The organism is Nostoc sp. (assembly GCF_036917555.1).
Lineage (GTDB): Bacteria > Cyanobacteriota > Cyanobacteriia > Cyanobacteriales > Nostocaceae > Nostoc.
Genome location: NZ_JBALDD010000068.1, coordinates 101,335 through 115,456, shown reverse-complemented (window position 1 = coordinate 115,456; position 14,122 = coordinate 101,335). Strand labels below are relative to the sequence as shown.

The window sequence follows — 14,122 nt, the reverse complement described above, 5'->3', positions numbered from 1 at the left end:
AAGATATCAGGGAAAATTAATTTTTCCGTTCGCCCTTTTCCAAAGCTTCTTTTACTAAATCATCACTGACATTAGTTGCACCCCCAGTCTGAGAATTTCCAACTTCTTTTGCTGACTCTAGAAAATCATCAGGATTACCAGTTGACTGAGTTTGAGTTTTCGTCTCTTGTGGCTGAGAGGTTTTCTGATTAGGTGCAGTAGCTGCTTCAGCTGCTGTTGCACCTTTACCTGTGCGATCAACTTCACTAACGCTGAATTTTTGTGCAGCTGCATAATCAGCATCAAAATCCACCGTTGGCGCTTCTTCTTCACCACTAGCTATGTTATCGGCAGCTAATTGTGCATCCTGGGTGGAAGCTTCATTTAAATTGGGCTTCACTTCTTCATCAGGCATAATTAAAACCTTAGGTAAATTTTTTATTGCTAGGGCAATCATAGCGAAGTAGTGTACTGCTTTATTGCTTCCTGGGGGAGACTTTTACCTCTATTAAAAGGTAGATTAAATCTGCAACTTTTAATTAATTTAAATCTTTCTATGGGTACTAGAATCTGATGCTCAAATTTTGGTAAGCCTTAGTTTGGCATATTAAATTATTTTGGAGACAAATTATAATGACTGCAAGTTACGATAAAAGTATTTCTCAAGCTCAGAGCAATGAAACTCAAAAATTGGTGGATGCGTTTAACGCCTTAGATACCGATGCCAAATTAGCCTGGTTCTATTTTGTTTATAAAAAAATGGGTGATTCGATCACACCAGCTGTTCCCGCTGCGGCCGAACCAGAGTTGGCACCACTTCTGCTAGGAGATTATTTTAAATTATCCGATGAGCAGCAATTAGAGATTATGCGGGATATTGTTAACCGCAAAGACACAGAATATTCTCGTGCTTATGGGGCGATCAAAGAAAACAACCAACTGTTAGTTTGGTATGCTTGGGCGGTAGCTATGGGAGATACGGTGGTTGGAATACCAGCTAGCTATCAGCCAAGTAAGGCAGTTAACGATCTGCTTTCCGAAATTGAAGGACTAGATTTTGAAGAGCAAATGTCAGTGTTTCGGACAATAGCTGGTGAAGTGGGTTACACCGATGTTAAACCGATCGCAACGCAAGCAGAAACTGGGAAAACATCAAGTTTGTAATCAGCCTTGGCGATTATAAGTCGCTACTACACAAACTAAAGTCCGCCTCCTGCGGACTTTAAGAACCTACGAGACAGCCAACTGACTCAAGTCGGCTGGGGTGAGGTTGGAGTGTACTACTTGACCATCACGGAACCAAACGATGCGCTGGGTTTGACGGGCGACTTCTGGTTCATGTGTCACCATGACAACTGTGATTCCACTGGCATTGAGTTCGCCAAAGATATCTAAGACTTCTTGGGTTGTGCGCGAATCAAGTGCGCCTGTGGGTTCATCAGCGAGGAGTACCACGGGACGATTGACGATCGCACGAGCGATCGCTACTCTTTGTTGTTGTCCACCAGATAGTTGAGTTGGTTTGTTGTTGAGGCGATTTGCTAAACCTACTCGCGTCAGTGCAACTGTGGCGCGATCACTTCTTTCTTTCGGACTCACACTAGCATAAACCATTGGTAGCATCACATTTTCTAATGCTGTGAGTTGGGGTAATAAATGGAATTGCTGGAAGACAAAGCCCAGCTTTTTATTACGGATGTGTGCCAAGGATTTATCATCCATCTGCGCCACATCAATATTATCTAAGTAATAATGTCCGCCTGTGGGTCGGTCTAGACAGCCGATAATATTCATAGCTGTGGATTTACCTGAACCAGATGGCCCCATAATTGAACAATATTCGCCCTCGTGGATAGTCAAATTCACATCGTTAAGTGCTTTGACTTCAGTTTCGCCACTGCCATATATTTTAAAGATATTCTCCAAACGAATAATTGTTGATTTAGGGACGGGATTAGGGACTAGAGAATCAGTAATTGAAATAGTGTTTGCCATAAGGATTTAGTTTTTAGTTGGTAGAGACGCAATTATTTTTTTACATTGTTTGGCTAGATTTCAATCATCTGCTGTACCCTGAAAAAAATTAAGGAATCATAGCTACCTTTATTACTTTACGCGCCTTCATCTCAGAAAACACCTGTTCTAAATCTTTTAATGGTCGCTGTTCACTAATAAGTAACTCAAAGGGAATTTTGCGACTAGCTATGAGTGCAAGGGCCGATCGCACATACTCTGGTGTATTATGAAACACGCCTTTGATGGTAAGTTCGCTATAGTGTAGCTGTTCAGTATTCACGGTAATGCTGGTATCCCGTGGACATCCACCGAATAAGTTGACTGTTGCACCAGGACGAGCGCAAGCGATCGCACTTTCCCAAACACTTGGGACACCAGTGGCTTCAATTACTACATCTGCACCCCATCCTTGGGTAAGTTCTTTCACTACACTGGAAATCTCTGGAATTTGATGATAATTAAAGGTCTGGGTTGCACCCAATTTCTGACCAATTTCTAGTCTGTGGTTATTACCTCCCCACAGCAAAACTTCAGCTTTCTCACTCAAGGCTGCCACAAACATCAACCCGATCGCTCCATCTCCTAAAACGATTACTTTATCTTTGGGCTTAATATTTGAACGCGCTACGCCATGCAACACACAAGCTAAAGGTTCTGTCATCGCTGCCAATTCCCACGGCAACTCATCGGTAATCTGCAACAAATTATGCTCTACGATCGGTGCGGGAATTTTTAGGTATTGGGCAAAAGTCCCATTATTCCAGGTCAAATTTGGGCATAGGGAATATTCTTGATGTTGACAAAAAAAGCATTTCATGCAAGGCGCAGAATTATTAGCGACGACGCGATCGCCTACTTGCCAATTTGTCACCCCTGTACCCAAGGCAACAATTCGCCCAGCAGCTTCGTGACCAAACAGCGTTGGCGGTATCAGCATCCTGGCATGACCACCACGCCGCCAGACTTTCAAATCTGTACCACAAGTTGTTGCTGCCCCTACTTGGATTACAACCTCACCAGCCGCCGGGGTAGGATCGGTAACTTGCTCTAGGCGTAAATCTTCTTGACCATAAAGTAACGCTGCTAACAAAACTTTAAACCTATCAATTAGCTCTATCCGATTTTACCAGTTGGGCTAATTGATAGGTTTAAACTAAATCACTATTGATTTTAGTAGATTTTATATGTCGAAAAACTAGGTATTCACCGCTGGCTGGGGAACCACCCCGGTGTTCCGGGTTTCCACATTAGGCAGGCGAGTCGCAGTTAATAGCGGTACTTCTTGTCGGCACGACAGGCAAAACCAATATAGTTCACCATGACGGGCATGACGCAGGAGGGAACCACCGCAGCATGGGCAAGTGTTGGCTCTCGTACTCATACCAATGTCCTCCTTAAAAAATTGTTGTTTTAAACTAAGTAAAAAAGCAGTTGATTAAAATTGGATGTTAGCTGCATGAATGCGGCCATTCGATTCTATGCGGTCTTTAATAATTTGTCTGTAAATAGCTTCATATCCGTTAACCATCTGGCTAACACTAAAGTTATTTTCTACATGTTTTTGACAGGTTTGACGATTGAGTTCCAAAGCTGGTGGAATCATTGCCGCCATTTCTGCGTAGCTATTGCAGATAAAACCTGTTTCACCGTGGGCAATAACTTCAGGTACGGAACCGAAATTCATGGCAATCACTGGCGTACCAGTTGCCATTGATTCAATCATCACTAAGCCAAAAGGTTCTTGCCAGTTAATGGGGAAAAGAGTTATGGCAGCATTACCCAGAAGTTCAGTTTTTTGGGCGTGGTTAATTTCACCGAGATATTCGATTTGCTGACCATCTATGTGAGGAGCAATCTCTTGTTCAAAAAACTCAGAGTTTACTGCATCAACCTTTCCTGCCATCTTCAAGCGCCAACCACTCTGTTTAGCAATGGCGATCGCATGGTGCGGGCCTTTATCTGGCGAAAAACGACCTAAAAATGCTAAATATGGATGTTCTGAGGGTTGGGCTACGAATGGGTAATCTACTAGCTCAATTCCGTTATAAACCGTGCCAACATAATTAAGATCAATTTGACGCTGCGAGTTACTAATGCTGATGTATGGTTGCTTTTGGTAGTAGCTAAATGCGTGACGGTTGTCAGTTGTAAAATTATTGTGCAGAGTGTGGACTGTAGAAGTTGCTGTTATCAAACTCGCTAAAGGTAATGCCGAAATCCCTATATGAGAATGGATAATATCGAATTGGGTAGCACGTTGGTAAACTTGGCTTAGTTCTAGCATTTCGTACACTGCATACTCTTTCACATTTGGGTCTAAGCGTAATGCACGTGGATAAACTGCTTCTAAATGAGCCAAAGTTTGAGAATCGCCAGAGGCAAATAAAGTTACCTCATGACCACGACGAACAAGTTCATCAGTCAAGCGACTCACTACCAGTTCGATTCCTCCATAATTAGGAGGTGGAACCCTTTCCCATAAGGGGGCAACTTGAGCGATTTTCATAAGTTTTTCTGGTTCAGTCTATGAAATTGTCCTCAATCAATAATGAGCGACATCATTATTTTATGAGTAAAGAGCATTTGTACTTACTCTTTTGACATTTAAATTAACCTAACAGGCTATCAAAAGCGCAATAACGGTTAACCGTACCACAAATTTTCTACCAACAAATCTAACTGACTATCAGTGAAAGTTAACTGTGAGCCACACTTATAACCCTATAGCTAATCTATTATTTGTTGCATCTGTCTTGGGGATCATAAAGAGGTAGAATGTTTTGTAGCAGAACTTACAAAATTGAATATTTTGTAGCTGACAATACTAAAATATTCAATGGGATCAAGTCATTAAAGCTTCATTTAAAGGTAATTGGCAAAAAGAACAGAAATTATAGATATTAAGTAATTGTACAATAATTACATAATTTGTAATTAGTAATTTACAAAAACTCTGATATCAACTAATGAAAATCGCTACTTGGAACGTCAACTCAATTCGTACTCGCCTTGAACAGGTTATCGATTGGTTAACCCTGAATCCGGTTGATGTTCTCTGCTTGCAAGAAACCAAAGTTGTGGATGCTGAATTTCCGCGATCGCCTTTTGAGCAGTTAGGCTATAACCTTTATATGTCAGGACAAAAATCTTATAACGGTGTAGCCCTGATTAGCCGCCAGCCACTTCTAAATGTCAGTAGCGGGTTTAGAGCGATTTTGCCAGATTTACATCACGAATGGGACGAGCAAAAACGCGTGATTACAGGCGTAATTGATGGTGTTCGGATTGTAAACTTATATGTTCCTAATGGCGCTGCGGTAGGAACTGAGAAATACGAATACAAACTGCGCTGGTTGACAGCGCTACACGAGTATTTGCGATTGCTTGTACTGTCACAACCCGCAATTTGTGTGTGCGGCGATTTCAATATCGCCTTGGAAGATAAGGATATTCACGAGCAAGTGAGTACAGAAAATCACATTATGGCAACAGAAACAGAACGCCAAGCCTTACGGGATATTCTGAAACTGGGATTTGCTGATGCTTTTCGTAAATTCACCACAGAAGGTGGAAATTATAGCTGGTGGGATTATCGCTCCGCCGCTTTTCGTCGTAACTTAGGTTGGCGAATTGACCATCACTATCTGACACCCGTGCTATATGAACGTGCTACGAGTTGTATTATTGATGTCGCGCCGAGAAAGTTAACTCAACCTAGCGACCATGTGCCAGTTATTGTAGAATTTTGAATTCCCCATCAATTTAACGGCTTATATATATCTTCAGAACTAGGATTCAGATAAGGACGCTGTAAATCTATTAAGTGTCGCGCAAAGTGTTGGTCAATCGTCCTCATCCGTTCCTCCATCGCATTTTTACCTTTTTGCCAAGCTTCCAATAAAGCATTTGCAACGATTTGGCAACGGTTCATCCCAAAACTTTCTTGTGCCGCAAATTTTTGGGTTGGTTCCTCAGCTAAACCTAACCCTAGAGCTAAAAATTTGGTAAACAAAGGAATTTCGGGCTGGAAATGAGATTGATTTTCGATATAAACAGTCTGAAGGATTGTGCGGATTGCTGGATAGTCGGGGAGTTCAAAGTAAAGTAGTCCCGAATCATAGCGTCCGTATGCAGAAGGGTTGTGGAGAACCTGAAAGCTAAAGGGAATTGAGGCTGCATTTAGTTGCAGTGTTAAGCTTTCCATGAGAGCGATCGCACCAGATGCGGTAAAGTTAAAGTAGATTCGCCCTGCTCCTAAATCGGCGTCTGGGTTGCTTTGCCGTTCCTGTCCAACATTGCTAACTGCTAAGTAACAGCCATTTTGCAGTCGATTTTTGGGCATCCAGATTGCTACCATGTCACCCACTTTGGTAGATTTCTTACTGGATTCTAGATGGCAATCTGGCTCAATATAAAGTGTTAAACCGCCTTTAGTCACAGCCATAGTCCCATCAGGTTCTTTCCGCAACACCTGCCATCGAGGGTCAAAGTAACCTATGCCGTGATTACTGGCGTGCAGTTGCTCGTAAAAGTCCCAGTCAATCTCTAAAATAGAATTATCTGCTAAATTGTGCTTTTGCGGGCGATTAGTATTATCAGTATTGACTGCCAAAGTACTTTGCAGAGAGCCATTGTAATAGATCCCATAGAGAAAATTTCGCAGCAGGAGAGTGAGATACTTCTGTTGTAAATCTACGGAATTTTGCTGAAATCTATCGGCTATTTTAGTCGGCAGAGCGAAGGGTTGATAATTGGGATGGTAAATACAAAAATTGGACTCAATCTGGATATTCTGAGCAATATCAAATAAAGAATTTAGCGATTGATTGATAGAGGAATTTAGCATTAATCCATTCAGAAATAAAACTAAAAAAAAGAGGATTCAGGAGTCAGAATTTAAAATTGAGAATTGAAGTATGTGTGACTGGTGCGGTAGCGCAATTTTATCCTTTGGGATTAACAACCACGCAGCCGAGTTTTTTCGTAATAAATCCGAAGTAACTGCTGTTCCTTTACAAGCTGAGGAAATTTATGGATTTTTGCCACAGGATTCAGGATTTCTGACTCTGATATCCCGAAGATGGTTAGTACAGCTTGTTCTGGCATTACAAGTAAACTTTTAGCTACTTGCAGCATACAGAGTTCAGCATTATTAAAGTGTTTCCGGCACGTAATCATCTCCTGAATTTGATGAATTAGTCCCAACCCCGCAAACTGTATAACCCGTAAAATAAAGTCACGGCGGTATTCTAAAATCATCGGGAAAGCATTTATATAAGCCCTAATTAAGGCAATAAGTGAAGGTTGTAGAATCTCTAACGGTGTTAACGCCAAATGTAGAGATTCTTCTAACTCAATGGTGGGGTCTACAACCAGACTCTTAAGCCAAATTCCTAAATAGCTTGCCAGTAAAGTTCCTAAATCAAAGGCTGGGTCTCCCCAAGAACAAGCTTCCCAGTCAATTAGTCGTACTAAACAATTGTCTAGTTGCTCCCACCTGGAATGAACTAAAATGTTGTTCAATTTCAGGTCGTTGTGAGTTAAGCAGCAAGGATTCCAGCTATATGCCAAATCTGCGATCGCAGATGACAAACTCTCGTATTGTTGATAGAGAACATAGAATTTCAGTGCATCCGTGGTCACAGTCCCAAAAATCTCCGGTCCAATTGACCCTACCCCTTGGGCTGGATTGTAAAACCCATAGCGAAACTCTCCTTGGGGAGCAGTTGCCATAAAATCCCGATATTCTCGACGGTTATAGGTGGCGCGATGCAGTCCCGCCAAAGTTGTGCCGATGGCAGAAGCAATTTCTTGTGGAAAAATCTCATTCTTGTGGTAGAATATCGCAAGCTCTAAATATTCACTCAAGTAGTTGCGGACAAGAATCGAATTTTCTTCGTCAAAATGCACTACCAATGGCGCGATTGCTGAAGTATTACCTAGAACTGGAAACTGTTGTAGCAACTGGTGAAACAGCCACTCCTGAAACAATTCATGAGGCGCGCCGTCATTGTTGTTAAAGTTACGTTCTTGTTTAATGAGCAGTTGGCGATTATCTGCTAAAGTCACTAGTAAATTGAAATTGTTCTGACTACTTCCTGGCAACTCAGATGTGTCTGATGGGCAATCTTCTGAGCTACACAGACCCGCGTCTTGCAGATACTGGATAACGTTATGAGAAGACAGTGATAATACCATGTATTATTTCCTACTTCGTTAAATTACTTAAACTTATCGTGTCAAATTTGCTTGGTCTTGAGAGTTTTCAGTAGATAGGAACTAATGCAATAAGAGAGATGTGAATAACAATAAAGATTTCTACAATCTACTAATATCTCATATTTGGGAGAAAAACCTGCCAAAATGGTACCAAGTCCTTTGCAATTCCTTTAAAATTTGCTTCAAAATAGCGTGACATCTTTACAGTTTATCAGCATAGTTACTTAGACCGATCTAAAGTAAGTTTTGTGGTAGAGCCGTTTGATATAGCTCCATCTCCTTTTTTTGTTGCAAAGAAGCATCCCCAGCAAAAAAACTGATTGACGGCAGATGTTGCTTGATATTTAGTAGTCATCCTGAAAGCAGCGAAGAATTTCAGTAATCCTTCGCAGGACAAAGCATGACATTCAACGCTATTACTTTTATTTATCATCACAAAGCCAAAAAAACCGGACTTTTTAGGCGGTTAGTTATTATTTTTTTCTGTAATTTTGAGAATTTATGCCTGTAAGCCTTGTTATAACGTCATTTGTGTCACCTACAAATTGTAAATGACTATAGGCGATCGCAAACAAAGCCTACATGAGCGCATCTTATGTAACTGCACTACTGATTACCAGTTGGCGGATAACTGTCATAAACCAAGAAAACCTTACGGAAGATGACCAAGAGGTGATTATGAACTTATCACAAGCTTATTTAGAATGGTGGGAAGCTACACTACAAGAAGGAGTCCGAGAAGGACAGCACCAAGTAGTAGAAAACTTGTTGCGTGTCCCGTTTGGTTCGCTAGATGACGAATTAGAACAGGTAATTGAGCCTTTGCTACAGTTACCACCGCCAGAGTATAGCCGCTTGTTACCTGCGATGAGTTGTTGAAAAGATTTGGCAGTGGTTGAGTTCAAAATATTGACTATAGTTTTAAGGTTTTATACGTATCCAATTGAAAGATGAACAAGGGACGCATAGCTAGCTATGCGCCCCTACCCGCATACCTCATTTAAACAAAAATCGCCATAACTCATTGATAATGCTGAAAGTTATCAGGCAAGGGTAACAAGTCACAGTAATATAAATGTACTAATATAATTCAAAGCAGGCAGAGTCATGCCATATCAAAAAAAACAGGAGAGTGGTTATTACTTAAAGACTAATGCTACCTTAAAGCCACAAATTGATTCACCATCACCGCCAATGCCAGCATACCCAAAATCGCCATTAATCCCGCAGGCATAAACTTGCGTGTTTTTGCCAGTCTAAATGCAAAGAAAACTACTAAAACAGCAGTAACTAACACTGCTAAAATCGAACCCCAGGTTTGTCCTTGGAGTTGAAAGTAAGCGGCAAGTATTAGTAATAACCCGCTAATGCTACCGCTTAGGAGTGAAACCCTACTTGTAGCCTGAATGTAGCCAATAATGCCACCAACAATCGCTAAGATGCCGTAAGCAAAAGCAGCAACTATACCTAAATTCATTGTTAAAACCTATGTAGACTTTGACTTTATGCCAGGGTCAGCAGACAATTTACCATAGCTATTTAGCTATACCACACAGTTGATTAATGGATAATAAAGCGATGCCAATGGCAAGTACTTCCTCATATACGAAGGTTCAATATCTCCAGCGCCAAGCAGCCTCACTTTTACTGTACCAATCTGTTCTGCAAGGCGAAGTGGGGATGGCATTTTTGGAACTATTGCAAGCTATACGTTACACTGACGCTGATGCACGGGGTTGTCTCCAAGCTTATGGTAGTTACTTCCACGCTTTGGCTGCTAGAAATCAAAACTGGGAAGACTATTTAATTACTCAACTTCTCTTTTCTAAGAATCCTTTTACAAGCCTTGCCCAAGTACGAGAATTTGAGGATTTACCCCCAGCTTTGGTAGCAGCAGTTCAGCATGATTTACAAGTATTGCAAAGTCTCTATGAATGTAGCAGCGCTTCTTTGAGTGAGTGGATACAAGGTGTTGCTCATACGCCGATTTCACCAGTGGTATGGTATAAAGAGCAAGAATTAGGAGTAGAGACAAAGTTCGCCACATATCTACAAGAGTTAGATAATTGGGGTGATGCTGTAGAAGAGTTAGCAGCTTATTATCGGCAATATGGCTCTGGTTTATTTGCAGAATATCGCGCCTTACGCTGGCAAGCGGGGCAGTTTATCGGTATCAGGTATTCTGACCCAGTTAAACTGAGTGCGCTTGTCGGTTACGAATCTCAAAAAGATGCTTTGCTGAAAAATACAGAGTTTTTATTATCAGGAGAGATGGCACTGCATGTATTACTTTACGGTAGTCGCGGTTCTGGCAAATCTTCTTTAGTGAAATCTTTGTTGAATGAATATAGCAATCGCAGCCTCCGCTTATTGGAAGTGGCAAAATCTGATTTAAAAGACTTACCAGAAATTGTCGAACATTTACGGGGTGTGTCACAAAAATTTATTATCTTTGTCGATGACCTTTCATTTGAAGAAGATGATGATGCCTTTAAAGCCCTCAAGGTAGTTTTAGAAGGTAATTTAACAGCGCGCCCTCAAAATGTAGTGGTGTACGCTACCTCTAATCGCCGCCATCTGATTCGAGAGTTTTTTGTGGATAGACCAACTCCCAAGGATAACGAGGAAATCCATGCTTGGGATACGATGCAGGAGAAGCTTTCCTTTAGCGATCGCTTTGGTTTAACCTTGACTTTTGAACCAGCTAATCAGAAAACTTATTTAAAAATTGTACAACATCTAGTGACACAAGCTGAAATTAATATTACTCAAGAAGATTTGGAATTTCAGGCATTACAATGGGCAACTCGTCACAATGGTCGTTCTGGACGTACAGCACGGCAGTTTGTTGATTTTTTAAAATCAGATTTAACACTTTTTCATGCAAATCAAAACATATCCAACACTTAACATTAAAATTGTTTCATTGATGATTGCGCTTTTTTGTAATTTATAAAACAGTGTTATGCACTATTGACTAAAGTTAGAGATTTCATAACAATTCTGATACCAAAATTCAGAAAAATATCTTGATTTACCAGATCAACCACTTAGATAAGTATTATATGTGTATGTGTATTTTAATTACGAATTACGTTAATGTAGCGGTAGCGAGTCCGCGAGCGTCATTACGAATTACGAATTAGTATGAGAGCTACTTATTCAGATAATTTAACTACGCTAAAAACCAGCAATATGCAATCAGTAACGATCAGCAATCGATTTATACTAGTGATAGTTGCCTTTAGTGTGAGTTTTGGTCTTAGCCTTGTCCCAAGCTGGGATTTTAATAAAGCCTTTCTCACAGGTGTAATTACTGCCGTTACTATCCATACAACAGCATTATTCATAGAGAAGCGGCGCAGAAATTATGAAATGTTTGTTTTAGGTTCTCTCCGCAAGCGAATTAAAGATATGGAGGGATTAAAGGCTCGTGTTGTCCGAGAAATCAATCAAATTGAAGAACATCATAATTTATTATATGCTGAATCACAACAGCTACAAAATCAAGTCATAGAAAGCCGTAACCAAAGAGATAGTCTACATCGAGAATTAAGAACATTTGCAGGACAAAAGAAGCAATTAGAAACAGAAGTTAATAGCCTGCAAACTGAAATTAATAATTTGCAGAACAATCAAACTGAATTGAACAATGCTTTTTCTATCCTCACAGCAGAGAAGCGCCGTTTAGAGTCAAATTGTAATGTATCTCGTGCTGAAATCACCCAATTGCAAAGTCAAATTTCTGAGCTACAACACGAGAAACAAGAAGTTGAAAGTAATTTAACTCTTTTAGGCAGACTCAAACCCCAATTAGAAGAAAAATTATACGAACTGCGAATTGCAATTCAAGAATTAGAAATTGAGACAAATCAAAACAATCAATTGCTTGTAGCAACGAAAACCGAAAGAGAAAATATCCAAGCTATCCTGAATTCTTCACAAACCCAACTAGCAGAATACAAAGCCGAATTACAACAATTACAAGAACAAGTTTCATTATTGCAAGAAGAACGAGACTCATTACAAAATCAAGTATGGGAATTACTACAACAAGTAGAAACATTCAATCTAGAGCCTTTGTCTGATAATTCCCAAGAAGATGATATTGAATTGTTTCCATTTTCCGAAATAGTTGAATCTTCAGATATCATTGACAATTCGGAATTTGAGACATCGGAAAATATCTCCGAAGAATGGACTAATTTTCTAGTCAATCTCCCAGGACATGAGTTACAAGTATTAAAAGCTATAGTTGAACAAGACAATCCCAATAGTGCTATTAAAAAAATTGCTGAAGTAAATATTACTATGCCAAATTTATTAATCGATTCTATAAATGAACGGGCAAATGATACTATTGGAGAATTAATAATTAATTCTGATTCGGAAAGTCCAAAACTTTATCAGGAGTATATAACAGATGTCAAAAAAATGATTGCGATGTATGAAGACCTCATGGCTAGACATATTTCGTCAAATTAAATTATTATTGCCGTCATAAGATTTAGTAGTAAGGTGATGTACTTTACCTACTGACTGTGTGCTTCTGCATTTAGAATAAAGTGAAGTGTAATACATGGCAAAGCTCAAAATCTCGAAAAAAATCTCCACTGCTTTAATCAATTCCCTTGGTGCGGGGGTAGTACCAAGAGTGGGAGTTGAATATATTGCAGTAGGTCGAGAAAAAGAACTAAAAAGCCTATTACAAAATCTCGATGATATTGCAGAAGGTGTCGCAGCATTTCGCTTCATAATTGGTAACTACGGTTCCGGAAAAAGTTTTTTACTGCAACTAATTCGTAATCGAGCAATGGAGCAAGGTTTTGTAGTAGCTGATGCTGATTTATCCCCAGAACGCCGATTAGCTGGAAGCAACAATGAAGGTGTCGCCACTTATCGAGAATTAATGAGCCACTTAGCTACAAAAACTCGTCCTAATGGTGGTGCTTTAGTCTCAATTTTAGAAGGATGGATTAATAAAATTCAACAAGAAGTGGTTAAAGAAACTGAAATGCGTCCGAATGACGATGGTTTTGATGACCAAGTTGAATCAAAAATTAGGGAAGTAGTTCAGTATATTGAAGACTTAGTTCACGGTTTTGATTTTGGTAGCGTGATTATCGCTTATTGGCGTGGCTACCGATTGGATGATGATAATTTAAAAAATGCAGCAATGCGCTGGTTGCGTGGAGAATTTACTACTAAAGTTGAGGCAAAAGCAGCTTTAGGAGTGCGGGTAATTATTGATGATGATAGTTGGTATGACTATATCAAACTGTTTGCGAAGTTTGTCGCTGAGATTGGCTATAAAGGACTATTAATTTTAGTTGATGAAGCTGTACATTTATATCAAATATCTACTACCGTTACGCGGGAAAAGAATTATAATCGACTTCTGGCAATGTTTAACGACACCATGCAGTGCAAAGCAGAACATCTTGGTATTGTTGTTGGTGGAACAACCAAGTTTTTAGAAGACCCCAAACGCGGACTTTTTGCAGACCAAGCTTGGCAAAGACGCACAAAAGAAAGTCGTTTTGTTGCACAATCTGGCGTTCAGGAGTATTTGGGGCCAGTGATTCGGCTAAATCCGTTGAGTAAAGCAGAAATCTTGACACTTCTACAAGGTTTAGCTGAAATTCATGCACTTAATTTTGGGTATGAACAGACTTTGAAAAATCAGGAGTTGAAGGAGTTTGTGCAAGAAATTATTAATCGTTTGGGTGCAGAAGCATTACTGACACCAGGGGAAATTGTACGGGATTTTATGAGTGTGCTGAATATTCTTCACCAAAATCCAGGAATTGTGTTTGGTGAATTAATTCATGGCTCTAAATTTAAGCCTACTGCTATAGGTAAGGATGCAGATGTGGATGAGGATGGTGCAGTGGAATTTAGTTTGTAG

14 protein-coding genes are annotated in these 14,122 nt (G+C 40.0%); 6 read left to right on the top strand and 8 right to left on the bottom strand.

The window, feature by feature from the left end; all coding sequences use genetic code 11:
- Positions 1-16 precede the first annotated feature (16 nt).
- The gene (locus V7K60_RS27445; protein ID WP_334930228.1) at positions 17-394 is read right to left on the bottom strand and encodes a hypothetical protein; all 378 of its coding nucleotides are present in this window, start codon (positions 392-394) and stop codon (positions 17-19) included.
- 218 nt (positions 395-612) lie between these two features.
- Between V7K60_RS27445 and V7K60_RS27440 the strand changes: the two genes are divergently transcribed.
- Entirely contained in the window at positions 613-1,143 is a 531-nt protein-coding gene (locus V7K60_RS27440; protein ID WP_334930226.1) for an orange carotenoid protein N-terminal domain-containing protein, read from the top strand.
- 66 nt (positions 1,144-1,209) lie between these two features.
- Here V7K60_RS27440 and V7K60_RS27435 read toward each other — a convergent pair whose 3' ends face one another.
- The 4 genes from V7K60_RS27435 to V7K60_RS27420 all read right to left on the bottom strand — a co-directional run bounded on the left by V7K60_RS27435 (position 1,210) and on the right by V7K60_RS27420 (position 4,501).
- On the bottom strand, positions 1,210-1,974 hold the full coding sequence (locus V7K60_RS27435; protein WP_292781890.1) for an ABC transporter ATP-binding protein: 765 nt from the start codon (positions 1,972-1,974) through the stop codon (positions 1,210-1,212).
- Positions 1,975-2,062: 88 nt separating this feature from the next.
- Positions 2,063-3,085 (bottom strand): zinc-dependent alcohol dehydrogenase, encoded by a 1,023-nt coding sequence (locus V7K60_RS27430; protein ID WP_334930224.1) that lies wholly within the window; start codon positions 3,083-3,085, stop codon positions 2,063-2,065.
- 105 nt (positions 3,086-3,190) lie between these two features.
- Positions 3,191-3,376 carry a hypothetical protein gene (locus tag V7K60_RS27425; protein ID WP_104909358.1) on the bottom strand — a complete coding sequence of 62 codons (186 nt, stop codon included), beginning with the start codon at positions 3,374-3,376 and terminating at the stop codon, positions 3,191-3,193.
- 54 nt (positions 3,377-3,430) lie between these two features.
- Complete coding sequence (locus tag V7K60_RS27420) at positions 3,431-4,501, bottom strand: glycosyltransferase family 4 protein (RefSeq protein WP_334930221.1); 1,071 nt, start codon at positions 4,499-4,501, stop codon at positions 3,431-3,433.
- Between the two features lie 460 nt (positions 4,502-4,961).
- Here V7K60_RS27420 and xth point away from each other — a divergent pair, with 460 nt between their 5' ends.
- Positions 4,962-5,744 (top strand): exodeoxyribonuclease III, encoded by a 783-nt coding sequence (xth, locus tag V7K60_RS27415; RefSeq protein WP_334930219.1) that lies wholly within the window; start codon positions 4,962-4,964, stop codon positions 5,742-5,744.
- Between the two features lie 8 nt (positions 5,745-5,752).
- Here the strand turns inward: xth and V7K60_RS27410 are convergent, their stop codons facing one another.
- The gene (locus V7K60_RS27410; protein WP_334930217.1) at positions 5,753-6,841 is read right to left on the bottom strand and encodes a T3SS effector HopA1 family protein; all 1,089 of its coding nucleotides are present in this window, start codon (positions 6,839-6,841) and stop codon (positions 5,753-5,755) included.
- A 110-nt stretch (positions 6,842-6,951) separates the two neighbouring features.
- Positions 6,952-8,193, bottom strand: a complete 1,242-nt coding sequence (locus V7K60_RS27405; RefSeq protein WP_334930215.1) for a phosphotransferase family protein — start codon at positions 8,191-8,193, stop codon at positions 6,952-6,954.
- A 603-nt stretch (positions 8,194-8,796) separates the two neighbouring features.
- On the opposite strand from V7K60_RS27405, the gene V7K60_RS27400 reads away from it, so the two are divergent.
- Complete coding sequence (locus V7K60_RS27400; RefSeq protein WP_334930213.1) at positions 8,797-9,093, top strand: hypothetical protein; 297 nt, start codon at positions 8,797-8,799, stop codon at positions 9,091-9,093.
- 277 nt (positions 9,094-9,370) lie between these two features.
- Here the strand turns inward: V7K60_RS27400 and V7K60_RS27395 are convergent, their stop codons facing one another.
- On the bottom strand, positions 9,371-9,691 hold the full coding sequence (locus tag V7K60_RS27395; protein ID WP_334930211.1) for a TMEM14 family protein: 321 nt from the start codon (positions 9,689-9,691) through the stop codon (positions 9,371-9,373).
- A gap of 86 nt (positions 9,692-9,777) precedes the next feature.
- Here V7K60_RS27395 and V7K60_RS27390 point away from each other — a divergent pair, with 86 nt between their 5' ends.
- From V7K60_RS27390 to V7K60_RS27380, 3 genes are all read left to right on the top strand, one after another.
- Entirely contained in the window at positions 9,778-11,124 is a 1,347-nt protein-coding gene (locus tag V7K60_RS27390; protein ID WP_334930209.1) for an ATP-binding protein, read from the top strand.
- 285 nt (positions 11,125-11,409) lie between these two features.
- On the top strand, positions 11,410-12,699 hold the full coding sequence (locus V7K60_RS27385; RefSeq protein ID WP_334930207.1) for a tellurite resistance TerB C-terminal domain-containing protein: 1,290 nt from the start codon (positions 11,410-11,412) through the stop codon (positions 12,697-12,699).
- 94 nt (positions 12,700-12,793) lie between these two features.
- Positions 12,794-14,122, top strand: a complete 1,329-nt coding sequence (locus V7K60_RS27380) for an ATP-binding protein (RefSeq protein WP_334930205.1) — start codon at positions 12,794-12,796, stop codon at positions 14,120-14,122.